The sequence below is a fragment of the Arthrobacter sp. MMS24-T111 genome (genome assembly GCF_054888995.1).
Genome location: NZ_JBTZRO010000001.1, coordinates 2,414,678 through 2,431,106, shown reverse-complemented (window position 1 = coordinate 2,431,106; position 16,429 = coordinate 2,414,678). Strand labels below are relative to the sequence as shown.

The window sequence follows — 16,429 nt, the reverse complement described above, 5'->3', positions numbered from 1 at the left end:
GAGTGACGATCGTGAACAAGTTGGACCCCACTGACCTGAAGATCCTCCTGGCCCTGATCCAGGATCCGCGGATACAGATCGGGGAGCTCAGCGAGTCCTTGGGCATCGCCCGGAACACCGCCCAGTCCCGGGTGCGCCGGATGCTCCGCGCAGGCGTCCTGCGTCCGGGCGGCCGCGAGGTTGACCTTGACGCGGTGGGCTACGACGTGGTGGCCTTCGTGACCATCGAAGTCTCCCACCGGGAACTGGACGGGGTGGTGGCAGCGCTGCGGCTTATCCCGCAGGTCCTGGAGGTCCACGAAATCTCCGGCCGCGGGGATGTCTGGTGCCGGGTGGTGGCCACGGACACGCACAATCTCCAGGCATCGCTGCGCCAGGTCCTGAGGATCAAAGGGGTCATCCGGACCGAGACGGTGCTGGCCCTGCACACCCATATCCCCTACCGGACAGAGCCCCTCATCAGCGGCCTCAGCAATGCCGCATCCGCGGCGGCTAGGATTTCCTGAATGACCATCATCGATAACGCCGTCTACGTCAACGGTGTCCGCCACGCGGAGCCCGAAAGCCTGGAGCAAACCTTCGAAACCCTTGCCCGGCACGGTGGCATGGCGTGGATCGGGCTCTACCGGCCCACGGCGGAAGAAATGGCGGCGGTAGCGGCGGAATTCGGGCTGCACGGCCTGGCGGTGGAGGATGCGGTCTCAGCCCACCAACGGCCCAAGCTGGAGCGGTACGACGACAATCTCTTTACCGTCCTGCGGCCGGCCCGGTATGTGGACTCAGACGAAACGGTGGAATTCGGCGAGCTCCACGTCTTCACGGGCAAGAACTTTGTGGTCACGGTACGCCACGCCGAAACGGCCGGCGTAGCCAGGGTACGGCAGCGCCTGGAGGCCCGGCCCGACCTCCTCCAGCACGGGCCCGAAGCCGTCCTGTACGCGCTCCTGGACCGGGTGGTGGACGACTACGCCCCGGTGGTGGCCGGACTTGAGAACGACATCGACGAAATCGAGGACCAACTCTTCAGCGGAGATTCCTCGGTGTCCCGCCGGATTTACGAACTGGCCCGGGAGGTCATCCAGTTCCAGCGCGCCATCCACCCCCTGCCGGAAATGATGGACCAGCTGAAGCGTGGTTTCGAAAAGTACGGGGTGGAGACCGATTTGCGGCACAACCTGCGGGACGTTGAGGACCACGTGGAACGGGTGATCTCCCGCGCAGACTCCTTCCGCGACATCCTGCAGAACGCACTGACCCTGGATGGAACATTGACGGCAAACCGGCAGAACGAAGTCAGCGCCGAGCAGAACGAGCAGGTCAAGAAGATCTCGTCCTGGGCGGCCATCCTGTTCGCACCGTCGTTCGTTGCCGGCATCTACGGCATGAACTTTGACAACATGCCTGAGTTGCACTGGCCCCTGGGCTATCCCATGGCGCTTGGCCTGATGGTGGCCGCTGCGGCACTCATGTACGGCATCTTCAAGAAGAAGGGCTGGATTAAGCCAAACACCCAAGGCGCCATCCCATTGTGGAGGGTGGTGCCTTGGGTGTTTGGTGCGTTGCGGCGGGATCAGGTCAGGCGTTGGTCCTGCGCTTGAGCCAACCCCAGACACCTGTTGCGACGAACAGGACCAGGCCGATGATGGCGAGCCAGAGCAGGCCCTTCACGACGAAGCCGACGATGGACAGAATGAGCCAAATGACAAGAAGTCCGATGATTATTCCCATGGGCCCACTCTAGGCCCGCCTTGCAGTTACGGCCGGGGCATTCGACTGCGTTTCGCCCATGAACTTTGCGCTGGGGGTGGGGGTTCTGGTGGAGCTAAGGAGATTCGAACTCCTGACCTCTTCGATGCGAACGAAGCGCTCTACCAACTGAGCTATAGCCCCGGGAGTGGCCGCAGCCTGCGTGGTACTCCAGGCCGGTGCGGAACCGGTGTCCCTAGGCTACAAATAATCCGTGTCCAACACCAAATTGGGGCGCCCGGCGGGGCCAAACCGGTGGGAATGCTTGCCGGCCGCCTACGCGCGGCGGCGCTGGAGGACGTCGTCGAGGTTGCTCAAGGCACTCTGCGCCTTGGTCAACTGAGGTGAACCCGCCGGCTGGGACGTGACTTCCGGGACGTCGGCACCGGCAGCCCCCTGCTTCAGCGACGGTTTGCCAACCGCCTTCGGAGCCTCCGGCAGTTCAAGCGGCAGGGGCTCGGGCCGCTCAGCCTTTGCTGCCTCAACGTAGGTTGGCCTGGGAACTTCGACCGGCTCCCACGGAGTTCCCGCGGCAGCGCCTGCTGACGCAGCGGCAGCACTGGTGTCACCGGCGGCAACGGCGACGGCGACGGCCGCCTCACGCAGTTCCACAGCAGTGAGCGGTTTGGCCTTGGCCTCACCCGCTTCGGCATCAAACAACGGGCTCTCCGGCCGGGCCGGAGCTGCGTCGGGTTTGGGCACGGGGACGGGTTCCGGCTCTTGGCGCCGGGAAGGCGCACTCATGGCGGCACGGAAGGCCGCGTTCACCTTCGCTTTGCGGTCCCGGATGGCCAGCCAGCGGAGCAGGGCCACCGCGCCGAAAGCCAGCACAAAGGCGGTGAGGGGAAGGGCGGGCGATCCCACACCGAAGGGAAGGAGCGCACCTGAGATGAACGCCGTCACCAAGCACAGCAGACCCGCCAAGGCCAATGCCGTCCGGCCGTACCGGATGCGGAACCGGGCCTCGGGCGGGGTGCTGGCAGCGCCGGCAGCGGCTGCGGCACTCTTCCTGGGTTCCATGGCTTTCTCCTGCTGGGCGACGACGTTCAACACTTTGCCGGCGGGCTGGTCCGGCTTTTCATCGGCGGGGACGTCTGCCAGGAAGTCGCCGGCGGCCTGGACCTGGCGCCTTCGGTTCCGGAGGACGTACGGGGCGACCCAAAGGATCCAGAGCGCGACGGCAACCACGAGGATCACTGAGCTGCTAAGGGGGAAGTCCACACTCAAAACCGTATGAGCATCATGCCTGCTCAGTCCGCATTAGCCCCGGTGTGTCGTACCCCTGTCCACAAACCGATGGATTTATGACGGGCGGGACGCCAGCCACGGCGCCAGCAGGCCCGCCGGGACTTCTTCGGAGGTCAAGGCAAACGAACGGTGATCCGCCCACCGGCCATTAATGTGCAGGAAACGGGGCCGGTATCCCTCATCCCGAAATCCCAGCTTCTCCACCACCCTCAGGCTGGGCCCGTTCTCCGGCCGGATGTTGATTTCCATCCGGTGCAGGCCCAGGGTCCGGAAGCAGTGGTCAGTCACCAGGGCCACGGAGGTGGGCGCGATCCCCCGGCCGGCCCGGGCTTGATCCACCCAATACCCCAGCGTGGCCATCATGGCCGAACCCCACACAATCGAGGACACGGTCAGCTGGCCGACGATGGCCGGATTCCGGAGTCCCGGGGTCCGCTCGGTGATGACGAATGGAAGCGCCGTGGCCTGGGCTGCCTGCGCGTTCAATGAGCGCACCATATGCCGGTAGTCCGGCAGCCCGCCTCCGGGTTCAGGGTTGGAGGCTTCCCAGGGCGCCAGCCACTCGCTGTTCCTGGACCGCACCTCGGTCCATTCCCTTTTGTCGCGGTAGCGGATGGGCCGCAGGACCAGGTCACCGCATTCGAGGGTGACCGGCCAGATGGGACCGGTACGCACGGCGTCAGCTGGAAAGGCCGGCGGTGAAACCGGGCAGCCACTCCCGCAGGCCGGGGCCCAGGTCATCGCTGTCGACGGCCAGCTGGACGCAGGCCTTCAGGTAGCTGAGCTTGTCCCCGGTGTCGTAGCGGCGGCCGCGGAACACCACGCCGAAGACCCCATAGCCCTCCCCGTCTCCGGACGCGAGTTCCTGCAGGGCGTCGGTCAGCTGGATCTCGCCGCCGCGGCCGGGTGCGGTGTGCTCGAGGACATCAAAGACAGCGGGGTGCAGGACGTAGCGGCCGATCAGTGCCAGGTTGGACGGCGCTTCCTCGGGTGAGGGCTTCTCCACGAGCCGGTTGACGCGGACATAGCCTTCGCCGTCCAGTTCCTGGACGTCGGCGCAGCCGTAGGCACTGATCTGTGCCGGCTCCACCTCGATGAGGGCGACGACGGACCCACCGGTCTTCGCCTGCACGTCGATCATTGTGCTCAGCAGTTCGTCGCGGGCATCGATGAGGTCATCACCCAGCAGGACAGCGAAGGCTTCATCGCCGACGTGTTGTTTGGCGCGGAGCACGGCGTGGCCCAGGCCGTGCGGGTCGCCCTGCCGGACGTAGTGGATGTCGCCCAACTGGCTGGCTGCCTGGATGGAGGCGAGCTTCTCGGTGTCGCCCTTGTCGGCGAGGGTCGATTCGAGGGAGGGCACGCGGTCGAAGTGGTCTTCCAGTGCACGTTTGTTGCGGCCCGTAATCATCAGGATGTCGTTCAGGCCCACATGCACGGCTTCCTCCACCACATACTGGATGGCAGGTTTGTCCACGACGGGGAGCATTTCCTTCGGCATCGCCTTGGTGGCCGGCAAGAACCTGGTGCCCAGGCCCGCTGCTGGGATGACGGCTTTGCGGACTCTGGGGTTACTGGTAGTCACCGGACTAATCTAACGTCAGCGTCAAGCATTTCAGTAACCACCGGCACATCAGGCCGTCATCCGCCTGGGGCGCCGTGGAACGCCGGGCACCGAGGAAGGACACCATGCAGGAGAAGACGAATCCCGCCAAGGACGATATCCGGGCGGCCCACCGGCGCCGGCGGGCCGCCCGGACGGAGGCGGAGCTGGACGCCGCCGGGTCGGACCTGGCGCGCCACGGGGAAGCCTGGGCAGCATCCGTCACCGCGGGGCGCCCGGGAAACGTATGCGTCTACCTGGGTGTCGGAAAGGAACCGCCCACCATGCCGCTGGTCCATGCGCTGCATGACAGCGGCCATAAGGTCCTGCTCCCGGTATGCGAGCCGGACCGGGAGCTGAGCTGGGTGTTCTGGAGCCCGAACACAATCTTTGAACGCAGCCGGTACGCGCCCATCCTGGAACCCGCCGGACACCGGCACGGGCCCGAGGTGGCCGGGAGCGCAGCGGCGCTTATCATTCCCGCCACTGCCGTCGACCTGTCAGGCAACCGGATCGGCCAGGGGGGCGGCTACTACGACACCTTCCTGGGGCGTCTGGCCACCGCCGGGAAGGAAATACCGTTGGCCGCTGTTATCTACGACGATGAATTGCTTCCCGCGGGGCGGATTCCTGCCGAGGAATTCGACCGCCCGGTCCCGGGTGTCCTGATGCCGTCCGGGTACCGGGGCCTGGCGGGTGGCCGCTGAGCCCGGTCCCTTCCGGACGCAGTGATAGAATTAGCACTCAGGCCCTGCGACTGCTAACGGATTACCGGGTGGCAGCACGGGACCTCTCGTTTGCCCAAGAGGAGGAGCACCAGTGCCAACATATGCTTACGCCTGCAAGGATTGCGGCCACGCCTTCGATATTGTCCAGTCGTTCTCGGACAGCAGCCTGACATCCTGCCCCGAATGCGAGGGCACCTTGCGCAAGAAATTCAACAGCGTGGGTGTGGTTTTCAAGGGCTCAGGTTTCTACCGTACCGACTCCCGCGATGCCAAGGGCAGCTCGGTCTCCCCCGCCCCGGCAGCGGCGCCGGCGGCGCCTGCTGCAGCGCCCGCCCCGGCTGCAGCGGCCAACTAGCCCCACGCACTGATTGTCGACGGCGGCCGGCGCCTCCTGGCGCCGGCCGCCTTTGTCCACATAGGCGCCGCCACCCCTGTCCTGCCGCTTCGTCCGCCAATAGCGTGGGCGCATGCCTGCATATCCACGCCGCGGCCGCGACAGCCTCCGGATTCCCACCAAGTCCCGTACTGCCAGCCGTCCCGCCAAGGCCAACCACCCCATCCCGGCGCAGGTTGCCTCCTGGCTGGGCCGCAACCGCCGCTTGGCCGCCGCCCTTCTCCTGTGTGCAGCGTCGGCCATCGCCGTCAATCAACTGACGCCGGCTCCGCTCTCTACCGTGACCGCACTCGCTGCTGCGCGGGATCTTCCGGCAGGTACCGCTGTGACGGCGGCAGATTTGGCCAGCGTTCATGTGCCGCCCGGAATGGTCGCGGAGGGCTTCCTCCAAGACACCGCCGCAGCCGCCGGGAAACAGCTCGCTGGACCGTTGCGAAAAGGCCAGCTCGTTACTGACGCCCAACTCCTGGGACCGGGCCTCCTCATTGGGACGCCTCCGGGCTCGGCCGCGGTTCCGCTCCGCATGGCGGACCCGTCTTCCATTCAGCTGGTGTCCCCGGGCCAGTTGGTCAATGTGGTGCTCACATCTGCCAACGGGTTTGACCAGCAAGGCCCATCAGAGGTGCTGGCGTCTGCGGTTCCCGTGCTGTGGACTTCGAACAAGGGCGGCCAGAGCGGCCAATGGCTGGGTACTACGGAGACCGACGGGTTGATAGTGGTGGCAGCAAACGCGGAACAGTCATCCCGGCTGGCTGGAGCGTCTACGCAGGGCAGGCTCTTCTTCGTCCTGGTGGGTCCGCCGTGACACCCCGGATACGATCCCTGGACAACCTCCGGGTCGCCCGGGCCTGGAGGCCTTGCTGCGGGTCAGCCCCAGTGCGGCGGTTTCTGTTCCTTCAGCCAGGCGTCGTGGTCGTCCTCACGGTCGCCCCAGCTGCGGGCGTCGTCTTCCGCGGCCTTGCTGGGCAGCACAGCGTCGGTACCCGCGGTGGCCCGCAGTGGCGCCGGAGCGGGCTGGGGCGTGCCTGCCGGAGTTCCGCCGTCAGTTGCCGCTTCCGTGTTCTGGTTCTCGCTCATATCTTCTCCGGCCCGATTTTCCGCGGGCCCATTGTTGTCGGAAACGTTGTCGTTGGAGACGCTGAGGCCGGAAACATTGACGTCGGAGACACTGTCTTCCGCGGCCAGGCCGTTAGCCTCCGTGGTGTCCAGGCCACCGGCACGCCGGCCCTGGCTGGGGCGGATGCCCGCGGCGGGGTCTCCGGAATCACTCCGGTTCCCGCCACTGGCGTTCCGCGGCAGATAGGCAACACCGGTGGCCGGGGCCGCATCGATACCATTGAGCGCCTGGTCCACGTCGTCGTCAAGGGAACCGGCCGAGGGCGCAGTCCTGCCCGGCAACACCAGGTTTTCCAGGCCGAGGTACCCGGCAATGCGGTCGGCACAGGACGACGGGTCGGTAAAGACCTCGATGGTCCACAACGGCATATAACGCCATCCAAGGCGTTCCAGCAGCTGCGGGCGGAGCCTGCTGCGTTCCCGAACGCTCATGGTGCGGTACTGCCCGGTGCCGTCGGACTCGATCGCCACCGGTCGTGGCAGGTCGGCGTCGTCCTTGCCCATGGTGTTCAGCGGGTCAGCCGCGGCCACAACGTCGATGGCACCGTCGTACTGGTGCCAGACCCGGGCGCCGCGGGCGCGCAACCGGTCACCCAAGTCGGCGACCAGCGGGTCCGCGCCGAGTGCCTGTTCGCTGGCGGCTGCCCGGGAGGCGGGAGTTCCCAGGTCGGTGTTACCCGAAATTTCGCGGTTCAGCAGTGTGTACAGGTCCACCGCGCCGTGCGTGAGCCTGGTATGGTCCAGGTCCTCGGGCCGGAAGCAGGTGAGCACATGCATTGACCGGCGCGCCCGCGTCATGGCCAGGGCGAATTTCTCCCTTCCACCTTCGGCGGACAATGGTCCGAAATTGTGCAGCGCCCGGCCGTGCGGGGTGCGCCCAAAACCTGGGGAGAAAATAACGTGGTCGCGGACCAGCCCCTGGGCCCTCTCCAGGTCCACCACCCTGAAGGACTCAGGACCGGCACCGAAGAAGCCGGCCATCCCGGGCTGGTTGGACAGCTGAAGGCGGATGGACTCGCCAATCCTGGCGGCGTGCCGCAGGCTGGCGGTGACCACGGCGAGCGAAGTACGCGGACGCAGGCGGGCGTGCTCGAACACGAGCTCGACCACCCGGTTGACCTCAGCCACCACCGACTCCACGCCCTCGTGGTCGGCGCTGGGCAGGCCGGTTCCGTCAGGCAGGTACTCCACCAGCAGCGCCCGGTCCAAGCCCGTCGCCGACTGGCCTTCGGGCAGCCGGCGCAGCCCGCCGTCGTAAAAGTCCTTACTCAGCTGCAGGACGAGGTCCTCGTCCACGGCCCGGTACACCACGTTCAGCCGCCACACCGGAAGCACCGCGGACAGAGCCGTGAAGGCGCTCTCCACCCTGTGATGGGCGGACTCGCCGGCGGCGAGGCGTTCCACGCCCACGGTAAAGGTCCGGGGCGAGGCTATGCGCGGGTCGCCGAAAGCAATTACCTGGCGTGCACGGGCGATGGACGGCAGGACAGCCTGCAGCGACGTGGCCTCGGCATCCAGGATCACGACGGCGTCGAAGTGTTGCTCCGCCGGGAGCAGACCGGTCATCAGGTATGGGCTGACAGACCACACCGGAACCAGCGTGCCGATCAGGTCGGGGGCCTGCGCGGTCAGGGACGGCAGTGATACCCGGCCGTCCTTGAGCAGGCTGCGCAGCAGGCCCGCCTGGCGCGGCTGTTCGGCGATCGCTCCGCGCCAGCGTTCTGCCAAGTCCCAGCGAAGGCGTGCGGCGCCGCTGGCGATGTGGGCGTTGTCCGCCAACCGGTACTCGGCCTCAAGCTGGCGCAGCGCGTCGCCGTCGGACATGGCCAGGTAGTCATCGCCGCTGATCATGGCCTCAAGGGCCGACTGCCACCAAGCCAGTTCCAGCTCGGCTGCAACGGACCGTTCCGGGACTTCCCGCTCCGCAAGGTCGGCCAAGAGTTCGCCCAGGCCGTGCTCGCGCATGTTTTCGATCAGGAGGGTGCGTTCGGGGAGCGTCTTGAGGGTGTCGGTGTCCGCCACGAGGCGTTCCAGCCGCTCCATCAGCTGGCCATAGGGCGCAGCGGCGAGGGATCCGCCGGCTTCCGTGTGCCGGAGCGCCTGGCCCAACTGTTCCAGCTCCCCGTCCAGCGACCGGTACATGGCGATCATTTCGGCCAGGCCGGACGGCACCGCTGGATGGCGTTGGGTGGTGGCGTAACCGGCCCAAAGGGCGCGCTGCTCCTGGACCAGGACCAGGGATGTGTGCAGATCGGCGATGTGCACACCCGGGCGCACGTATTCCTTGGCCACCCGGCGAAGCCTGGAACGCTGCATGGACGTCATCTCGATGCCGCGCTCACGGCGCCACGCTGACGGGGCCGTGGCGGAAATCAGGTCCGTCACGGGCCGGTCGAAGATGTCCGGCGTGAATTTGTCCAAGCTGCCGCGGACGGCAACCAGCAGCTCGAGCTGCTCGCCCCATTCCGCAAAGGACTCCCCCAGCCGGATTTCCGCGTGCTCGGCGACGGCGTCCATGCGGTCGCGCAGCACCGGGAGGCTCTTGGCCACTGAGCGGACCAGGTCCTGGGCTTCCTCGGTTTCCTTCCGGGTCAGCAGCCGCGCGCCGTGCCAGGGGCTGGTGGTGGCCGCCTTGCTGAAGCTGCCCAGCTCGGCAGCACGGCGAAGCCTGCCTGCCAGCTCCTCGCGGTCCCGGATGCTGTCCAGGACGCTGCGCTTCAACCGGACTGTGGTGGCCGGCGCCGGATGGATCGAGGTGAGCTCCGCGAGGGACTGCATGGCCTGGTAGGGCGAGCAGCCCCACCGGTCCCGGACGTTGTGCAGCGACGCCACATGGTCCATGAGCGCATGCCGGTGCTCGGTCAGGGTGCTGTGAAGGTTGCCAAGGTGCGGTTCCAGGGACTTTTCGTTGCGGACAATCGCCCGCACCAGCTGGCCCTTCAGCTGCTGCGCCGTGACGTTTCCAGAGAGCTGGAACAGGATGGATTCCAGTCCCAGGGATTCGAGCTGGCCGGAGACTTCATTCAGGCTGGCCCGGCGGTCACCCACCACCAGCACCGTCTTCCCGGCGTCCACCAGGGCACCGATGGTGTTGATCGCGGTCTGCGTCTGGCCGGTACCCGGCGGGGCGCTGACAACGAGGGAGTCACCGGCGCGGGCGGCATCAATCACATATTGCTGGTCCGTGTCCGCGTCCAGCAGCAGCAGCTCGTCCTTGGGATGCCTGTTGTCCAGGTGCGGGAAACGCGAGGGGTCCGGGTCTTCGACATCCACAACTTCGCCCCCGGCGGCGGTCGCCAGCGCCGACACAATGGGGTGGGAGTCGTTGATCCAAGGGTCGTCCAGGTTGCCGGAGAGATCGGCGAAGGTCGAAACGAGCAGGTTGTGCTGGGTTTCCGCGCCATGGATGGGCCGGATCAGTGTGGCCAACCGGTCCAGGACGGGCTGCGGGTCGAATCGGGCGGTGCTGTAGGCGAGGCGGGTAACGGCGTTGACGTCGAAGACGATCCCGTGGATGTTCTTCAGGTGGCGCACCAGGGCGGGGTTGATGTGCGCCTGCTCGGTGAGCTGCAGCTCAAAGTCGTCCTCGCCCGGGCGGACGGTGAGGGAGATGGCGGTCAGCATGACGGGGGCGGACACTCGCTGGGGTTTGCCCCCGACGGCGGACGTCCACACCACAGTGCCGGCGGACAGGTACCCGGCGTCGATGCCGCGGTCGTTGGAGAGCTCAAAGATCTTTGACCGGATGTTGCGCGATGCCCTGGCTGCCACGACGTACTGCTGGCGGTCCCGGATCAGCGTGGACAGGCGTGTGCGGCGCCCTGCCATGAGCTGGGCGAGCCCCGAGGGATGCGCCGAGGTGAGGTCGATGGAGCCTTCGGGCGTCTTGGTGAAGCGCAGCATCGTGTCCGCGCCAGTGACGGGTTTAAGCCCGGACAGCCATTTGCGAAGCTCTTCCGAGCCTTCCGGGTGGCCTTGACCAACTGACACTTCTGCCTTCTTTTCTGCGTTTGCACGTGACGCCCTGGACCATACCGGCATAGATTCGAGAGTAGCCGCTCCGGTGCCGGACTTTGGCGACCGCAACACTGGAGCACAGGAAATTGCTGGGATTCTCCCGGGAAAAACAATGGCCGGCCTCCGCTGGCGGAGGCCGGCCACTCAAGGGATTATTCCCATTCGATGGTTCCCGGCGGCTTGCTGGTGACGTCCAGCACCACCCGGTTGACGCCGTCCACCTCGTTGGTGATCCGGTTGGAGATCCGTGCCAGGAGATCGTAGGGCAGGCGCGACCAGTCGGCGGTCATGGCGTCCTCGGAGGACACGGGACGGAGCACGATCGGGTGGCCGTAGGTGCGTCCGTCGCCCATGACGCCCACGCTGCGGACGTCGGCGAGCAGCACGACGGGCATCTGCCAGACTTCGTCGTCCAGGCCGGCGGCGGTCAGTTCGGCGCGCGCGATGGCGTCGGCCTTGCGCAGCAGGTCCAGCCGTTCCTTGGTGATGTCGCCGACGATCCGGATACCCAGGCCGGGGCCGGGGAAGGGCTGGCGGCCGACGATTTCCTGCGGCAGGCCGAGCTGCGCACCCACGGCACGGACTTCGTCCTTGAACAGGGCGCGCAGCGGTTCAACGAGTTCGAACTGCAGGTCCTCCGGAAGGCCGCCCACGTTGTGGTGGCTCTTGATGTTGGCGGCACCTTCGCCGCCGCCGGATTCGACGACGTCCGGGTACAGGGTGCCCTGGACCAGGAATTTGATCTTCTCACCGTGGGCGGCGGCATCGGCGATGATGGCCAGTTCCGCTTCCTCGAAGGCGCGGATGAATTCACGGCCGATGATTTTGCGCTTGGTTTCCGGATCGCTGATGCCTGCCAGTGCCGAAAGGAAGCGCTCCTGCTCGTTGGCGACGTACAGCTTGACGCCGGTGGCGGCGACAAAGTCACGCTCCACCTGCTCTGCCTCGCCTTCGCGCAGCAGGCCGTGGTCAACGAAGACACAGGTGAGCTGGTCGCCTACTGCGCGCTGCACCAACGCAGCGGCCACGGCAGAATCGACACCGCCGGAGAGTCCGCAAATGACCCGGGCGTCTCCCACCTGCTGGCGGATGCGCTCCACCTGCTCCTCGAGGATGTTGCCGGTAGTCCAGTTGGGTTCCAGCTTGGCGCCCTTGAAGAGGAAGTTCTCCAGGACCTGCTGGCCGTAGGCGGAGTGCTTGACCTCGGGGTGCCATTGCACGCCGTACAGGCACTTCTCCTCATTGGCGAAGGCCGCGACTTCAGCGCCGGCGGTGGTGGCCAGGACATCGAAGCCTTCGGGCGCCTCGTGGACGGAGTCGCCGTGGCTCATCCAGGTCTTCTGGTGCTGCGGCATGCCTTCGAGCACGGAGCGCCCGTCACCCAGGATGGTGGTTTCGGTGGATCCGTACTCCCGCAGCCCGGTCTTGTCCACCTTGCCGCCCAGGGCGTTGGCCATGGCCTGGAAGCCGTAGCAGATGCCGAAGACGGGGACGCCCGCTTCGAAGAGGTCGGCACCTACGCTCGGGGCGCCGTCGGCATAGACGCTGGAGGGGCCACCGGAGAGGATGATGGCGGCGGGGTTCTTGGCCAGTAGCTGCTCGGTGGTGTAGGTATGCGGAACCACTTCCGAATACACATTCGCTTCCCGGACGCGGCGGGCAATGAGCTGCGCGTACTGGGCACCGTAATCAACAACCAGCACCGGCTTCTGGGAAGTCTGGGATGCAGTGGGAGTAGTCACCGTAATAGCCTACTTTGCGCCGTTGCACCGACGCACCTTGAGAGGCCTCCCTGTGACGCAGCAGACGTCCTTGAAGCCGGAAACGCTCAGTAGCGCTGGGGCGCCTGCGGGTTGGCGGCGAGCTCGGCCTCAACCTCGGCGTGGAACTTCTTTTCGACGATGAAGGACAGGAACGGCACCACACCGCCGAGGGCCAGCAGGACCAGCTTCAGGAACGGCCAGCGCATGAGGGACCAGAGCCGGAAGTTGGAGATCAGGTACACCACGTACATCCAGCCGTGGACGATCAGGACCGTGACGGAGACGTTCACACCGTTCAGCACCGCCGGCGGTTCGGCGTCGGCAAATCCAAAACCGAAGGGCTGGCCCGTGAGTGCGCTGGTGCCGCCGGCGAACAGGTACTGCCCGAAGCCGTACCGGGCCACCAGTTCCGCGCACAGCAGCAGCAGCATGGTGCCGGTCAGGTAGGCCATGACCTTGTAGAACTTCAGGGCCGACCGGATCTGCGCTTCCGTTCCGCCGAAGCGACGCTTCTTGCCGGACGCCTTGGCGCCGGAGGCTTGGGACGAGGGGGTGGCCGGTTTCGGATCAATCATGGCTGTACCTTCTGCTGGTGCTGATCAGGGTGCTGCTGTTCGTTTTGGTGCGGTTCCGGGGCATCGGATTCCTCGGCTTCGTCGAGCGCCTCTTCAAGGTCCCGGTGGTAGTCGTCCTTGACCAGCCGCCACCAGATGAAAAGGGCAAAGCCGGCAAAAACCACCCATTCGATGGAGTAGAAAAGGTTCAGCCAGTTGATCTGCTGCGACGGCGGCTGGGGGCCGATGTTCAGCGGAAGCAGGTTGCCAGGCACGGACGCGGCGCTGACATCCTTGCCGCCCACCACTTCCGCGGTGGCAGAGACGAAGCCCGGGTAGCTGCTGACACCCCAGTAGTTGATGAGTTCGGCAACAGACACTGCCGAGGCCTCCCCCGTTTTGGGAGCCTTCCCGGGAACCGGCGCTTCAGAAGGAATCAAGCGCCCCGTCAGTGCCACCGGGCCCGACGGCGGGGCCGGCGCGTCGGCAGGGTCCGCCACCCAGCCGCGCGCCACCGGAATCCAGGTTTGTGGGGACGCGGCCGCACCTTTCAGGGTGGGGGCGCCGTTAACGGCAAAAGCGGAAACCACCCAATAGCCGGTCTTTCCATCATGGAGCCTGCCGGGCACCAGCACCTGTTTGTCGGGACTGTAGGTTCCCTGGGCGGTGACCATCTGGTCTGAGACGCTGCCGTGGAAGAATTCGCCGGGCTGGAGGGTGCTGGTGAGTGGCTGGACCTGCTCGGTGGCCGGGTTGACCGGCGCTTCGGGCTGGGTGGACCGGCCGAACTGCCACTGGCTGAGCAGCACGAAGACCCCGGAAAGCGCGATCGCGAAGATGAAGCCTGCGATCCATCGGGGTTTGAGGGCTGTTTTCCACACGTCTTAACCGTACTTCGTACTTCTGTAGAACAACTAAACGCCTGTGCCTTCGGATGCGGCGCAGGAACCGGGCTGCTTAGTGGTCGAAGAACACCAGGCTGGAATTGATGAGCTCGGCGATGACTTCTGCGTCGTAGGCCCGCCGCAGGGATTCGCGGAAGGATTCCTTGGACAGCGACCGGGCCAGGGTGGCCAGCACTTCCAGGTGGTCCGAGAACGAACTGGCAGGCGTGGCGATCAGCAGGATGACCGTGGCCGGGCCGTCCGTGGCGCCGAAGTCCAGGGCATGGCCATACTTGGTTATTCCGACGGCGATCGACGTCCGGGAGACGAACTCGCTGCGGGCGTGCGGCAGCCCGACCCCGCCGGGGAGGCCGGTCGCCAGCTGGTGCTCGCGTGCGTTGACGTTCTTGAGGAATCCGTCAAGGTCGGAAATCCGCCCGGCGGCATGGAGCCGTGCCGCCAGCTGGTTGGTGGCGTCGGTTTTGTCCGTCGCTTCCAGTTCCAGGATCACCATCTCGGGGGTGGTGAGTTCGGCGTCATACGGGTCAAGTGGTTCCGCCAAGGCGTATCCCTTCAGTCAGCAGTGCCGGGCGAGCGGCCCCTCAGCGCAAGGGCACGATGTCTTCCACGCCCAGGCGGGCAGCGTCCGCGGATTCGTCGTCCGGCTGTTGCTGGCTGAGGCGCTCGGCCTCCACCCTGGCAATGTAGTGGCGGACTTCGTTTTCGCGCTGCGCGTCACTCCAGCCAAGAACGTCACCCATCAGTTTAGCGACAACGGGGGCAGCAGACACGCCCCGGTCCCACGCCTCGATCGAAATCCGTGTACGGCGGGTCAGGACGTCCTGCACGTGCCGGGCACCCTCATGGGTGGCGGCGTAAACGGCTTCGGCCTGCAGGTAGTCATCGGCCCCGGGGATGGGTTCGGCCAGCTCCTTGTCCTGCTCGATGATGGCCAGGACCTCGGGCGTCATTGATCCGTAGCGGTTGAGGAGGTGCTCAATCCGGGCCACGTGCACGCCGGATTCCTCTGCGGTGCGGTTCCTCCGGTTCCAAGCGGCCCGGAAGCCGCTGGCACCGAGAAGCGGGATGGTTTCGGTGCAGCTGGGCGGAACCCTTTCATCCATGGTGCGGGTGGCCTCGTCGACGGCGTCCTTGGCCATGACCCGGTACGTGGTCCACTTTCCGCCGGCCACCACCACCAGGCCCGGGACGGGGTGCGCCACCACGTGTTCGCGGGAGAGCTTGGCCGTGGAGTCGTTTTCACCGGCGAGCAGCGGCCGCAGTCCGGCATAGACCCCTTCAACGTCCTCCCTGGTCAATGGCCGTTTCAGGACCTTGTTGACGTGTTCGAGGATGTAGTCGATGTCCTTGCTGGACGCGGCCGGGTGGGCTTTGTCCAGGTGCCAGTCGGTATCGGTCGTGCCGATGATCCAGTGCCGCCCCCAGGGGATGACGAACAGGACGGATTTCTCCGTGCGGAGGATCAGGCCCACGGTTGACTGGAACCGGTCCCGCGGAACCACCAGGTGGATGCCCTTGGAGGCGCGGACCTTGAGCTGGCCCCGGTCGGTGACCATGGCCTGGGTTTCGTCCGTCCAAACACCGGTGGCGTTGATGACCTGTTTGGCGCGGATGCTGAACTGGCTCCCGTCTTCGCGGTTTTCCACCTTGGCACCGACTACCCGCTCGCCTTCGCGGAGGAAGTCCACCACTTTCATCTGGTTCACGGCGTGGGCGCCGTAGTAGGCAGCCGTGCGGACCAGGTTGGCACAGTATTTGGCGTCGTCCACCTGCCCGTCGTAGTACCGGATGGACCCCACGAAGGCGTCGTCCTTCAGGCTGGGGGCGGCACGGAGGGTTCCACGCCTGCTCAGGTGCTTGTGGAACGGCACGCCGCGGCTGTGGCCGCTGGAAATCGACATGACGTCGTACAGCGCAATGCCGGCGCCGACGTAAGGCCGCTCTATGAACGGCTTGGTCAGCGGATAGAGGAATGGCACGGGCCGTGCCAGGTGCGGGGCGATTTCCGAAAGCAGCAGGCCGCGTTCCTGGAGGGCCTCCTTGACCAGGGCGAAGTCAAGCATTTCCAGGTAGCGCAGGCCGCCGTGGATGAGTTTCGAAGACCGCGACGACGTTCCGGCGGCCCAGTCGCTTGCCTCGACGATGCCAACGCTCAGCCCGCGGGTCACGGCGTCCAGTGCGGCGCCCGCGCCGACGATGCCGCCGCCCACGATCAGGATGTCCAGTTCCTGGCCGGGTTCCGCGGTGGCGCGCAACCGCCCTATGGATGCTTGCCTGGCTTCCGGGCCGAGAACTCCGCCGTTTGCAGGAACACTCTTCATTGAACGCCTCCAGTGCCGCTAGTGCCAGTAGTAA

General features: G+C 66.1%; 14 protein-coding genes, 1 tRNA gene and 1 pseudogene. 5 read left to right on the top strand and 11 right to left on the bottom strand.

Translation table 11 applies throughout. The features are described from left to right. The first annotated feature begins 11 nt into the window (after positions 1–11). The gene (locus ACX5I6_RS11460; protein ID WP_461840551.1) at positions 12–506 is read left to right on the top strand and encodes an Lrp/AsnC family transcriptional regulator; all 495 of its coding nucleotides are present in this window, start codon (positions 12–14) and stop codon (positions 504–506) included. Continuing rightward, positions 507–1,499 (top strand): annotated as a pseudogene (gene corA, locus ACX5I6_RS11455) (magnesium/cobalt transporter CorA); the annotation flags it as partial. Between the two features lie 76 nt (positions 1,500–1,575). Here the strand turns inward: corA and ACX5I6_RS11450 are convergent. The 5 genes from ACX5I6_RS11450 to galU all read right to left on the bottom strand — a co-directional run bounded on the left by ACX5I6_RS11450 (position 1,576) and on the right by galU (position 4,579). Beyond that, positions 1,576–1,728, bottom strand: a complete 153-nt coding sequence (locus ACX5I6_RS11450) for a hypothetical protein (protein WP_018760353.1) — start codon at positions 1,726–1,728, stop codon at positions 1,576–1,578. An 86-nt stretch (positions 1,729–1,814) separates the two neighbouring features. Continuing rightward, positions 1,815–1,890: transfer RNA gene (locus tag ACX5I6_RS11445), tRNA-Ala, on the bottom strand. 132 nt (positions 1,891–2,022) lie between these two features. Further along, positions 2,023–2,943, bottom strand: coding sequence for a hypothetical protein (locus ACX5I6_RS11440; RefSeq protein ID WP_461841703.1), 921 nt, complete (start codon positions 2,941–2,943; stop codon positions 2,023–2,025). A 105-nt stretch (positions 2,944–3,048) separates the two neighbouring features. Continuing rightward, on the bottom strand, positions 3,049–3,669 hold the full coding sequence (locus ACX5I6_RS11435) for a GNAT family N-acetyltransferase (protein WP_285248703.1): 621 nt from the start codon (positions 3,667–3,669) through the stop codon (positions 3,049–3,051). 4 nt (positions 3,670–3,673) lie between these two features. Continuing rightward, complete coding sequence (galU, locus tag ACX5I6_RS11430; protein ID WP_026264278.1) at positions 3,674–4,579, bottom strand: UTP--glucose-1-phosphate uridylyltransferase GalU; 906 nt, start codon at positions 4,577–4,579, stop codon at positions 3,674–3,676. Between the two features lie 104 nt (positions 4,580–4,683). On the opposite strand from galU, the gene ACX5I6_RS11425 reads away from it, so the two are divergent. The 3 genes from ACX5I6_RS11425 to ACX5I6_RS11415 all read left to right on the top strand — a co-directional run bounded on the left by ACX5I6_RS11425 (position 4,684) and on the right by ACX5I6_RS11415 (position 6,524). Then, positions 4,684–5,304 (top strand): 5-formyltetrahydrofolate cyclo-ligase, encoded by a 621-nt coding sequence (locus ACX5I6_RS11425; RefSeq protein WP_461840550.1) that lies wholly within the window; start codon positions 4,684–4,686, stop codon positions 5,302–5,304. Positions 5,305–5,416: 112 nt separating this feature from the next. Then, a complete protein-coding gene (locus tag ACX5I6_RS11420) occupies positions 5,417–5,680 on the top strand; it encodes an FmdB family zinc ribbon protein (RefSeq protein WP_461840549.1) in 264 nt (87 codons plus the stop codon). A 112-nt stretch (positions 5,681–5,792) separates the two neighbouring features. Further along, positions 5,793–6,524, top strand: coding sequence for an RcpC/CpaB family pilus assembly protein (locus ACX5I6_RS11415; protein ID WP_461840548.1), 732 nt, complete (start codon positions 5,793–5,795; stop codon positions 6,522–6,524). A 62-nt stretch (positions 6,525–6,586) separates the two neighbouring features. Here ACX5I6_RS11415 and ACX5I6_RS11410 read toward each other — a convergent pair whose 3' ends face one another. The 6 genes from ACX5I6_RS11410 to ACX5I6_RS11385 form a co-directional block, all read right to left on the bottom strand. Next, positions 6,587–10,876: an AAA family ATPase gene (locus ACX5I6_RS11410; RefSeq protein ID WP_461840547.1), complete on the bottom strand. Its 4,290-nt coding sequence runs from the start codon at positions 10,874–10,876 to the stop codon at positions 6,587–6,589. Between the two features lie 128 nt (positions 10,877–11,004). Continuing rightward, positions 11,005–12,594 carry a glutamine-hydrolyzing GMP synthase gene (gene guaA / locus ACX5I6_RS11405; RefSeq protein WP_461840546.1) on the bottom strand — a complete coding sequence of 530 codons (1,590 nt, stop codon included), beginning with the start codon at positions 12,592–12,594 and terminating at the stop codon, positions 11,005–11,007. Positions 12,595–12,680: 86 nt separating this feature from the next. Beyond that, positions 12,681–13,190, bottom strand: coding sequence for a DUF3817 domain-containing protein (locus ACX5I6_RS11400; RefSeq protein WP_461840545.1), 510 nt, complete (start codon positions 13,188–13,190; stop codon positions 12,681–12,683). Next, the gene (locus ACX5I6_RS11395; protein WP_461840544.1) at positions 13,187–14,050 is read right to left on the bottom strand and encodes an SURF1 family protein; all 864 of its coding nucleotides are present in this window, start codon (positions 14,048–14,050) and stop codon (positions 13,187–13,189) included. The genes ACX5I6_RS11400 and ACX5I6_RS11395 overlap by 4 nt, the downstream gene beginning before the upstream one ends. A gap of 76 nt (positions 14,051–14,126) precedes the next feature. Next, positions 14,127–14,615: a PTS sugar transporter subunit IIA gene (locus ACX5I6_RS11390; protein WP_285248695.1), complete on the bottom strand. Its 489-nt coding sequence runs from the start codon at positions 14,613–14,615 to the stop codon at positions 14,127–14,129. A 40-nt stretch (positions 14,616–14,655) separates the two neighbouring features. Further along, positions 14,656–16,395 carry a glycerol-3-phosphate dehydrogenase/oxidase gene (locus ACX5I6_RS11385; RefSeq protein ID WP_461840543.1) on the bottom strand — a complete coding sequence of 580 codons (1,740 nt, stop codon included), beginning with the start codon at positions 16,393–16,395 and terminating at the stop codon, positions 14,656–14,658. Positions 16,396–16,429 lie beyond the last annotated feature (34 nt).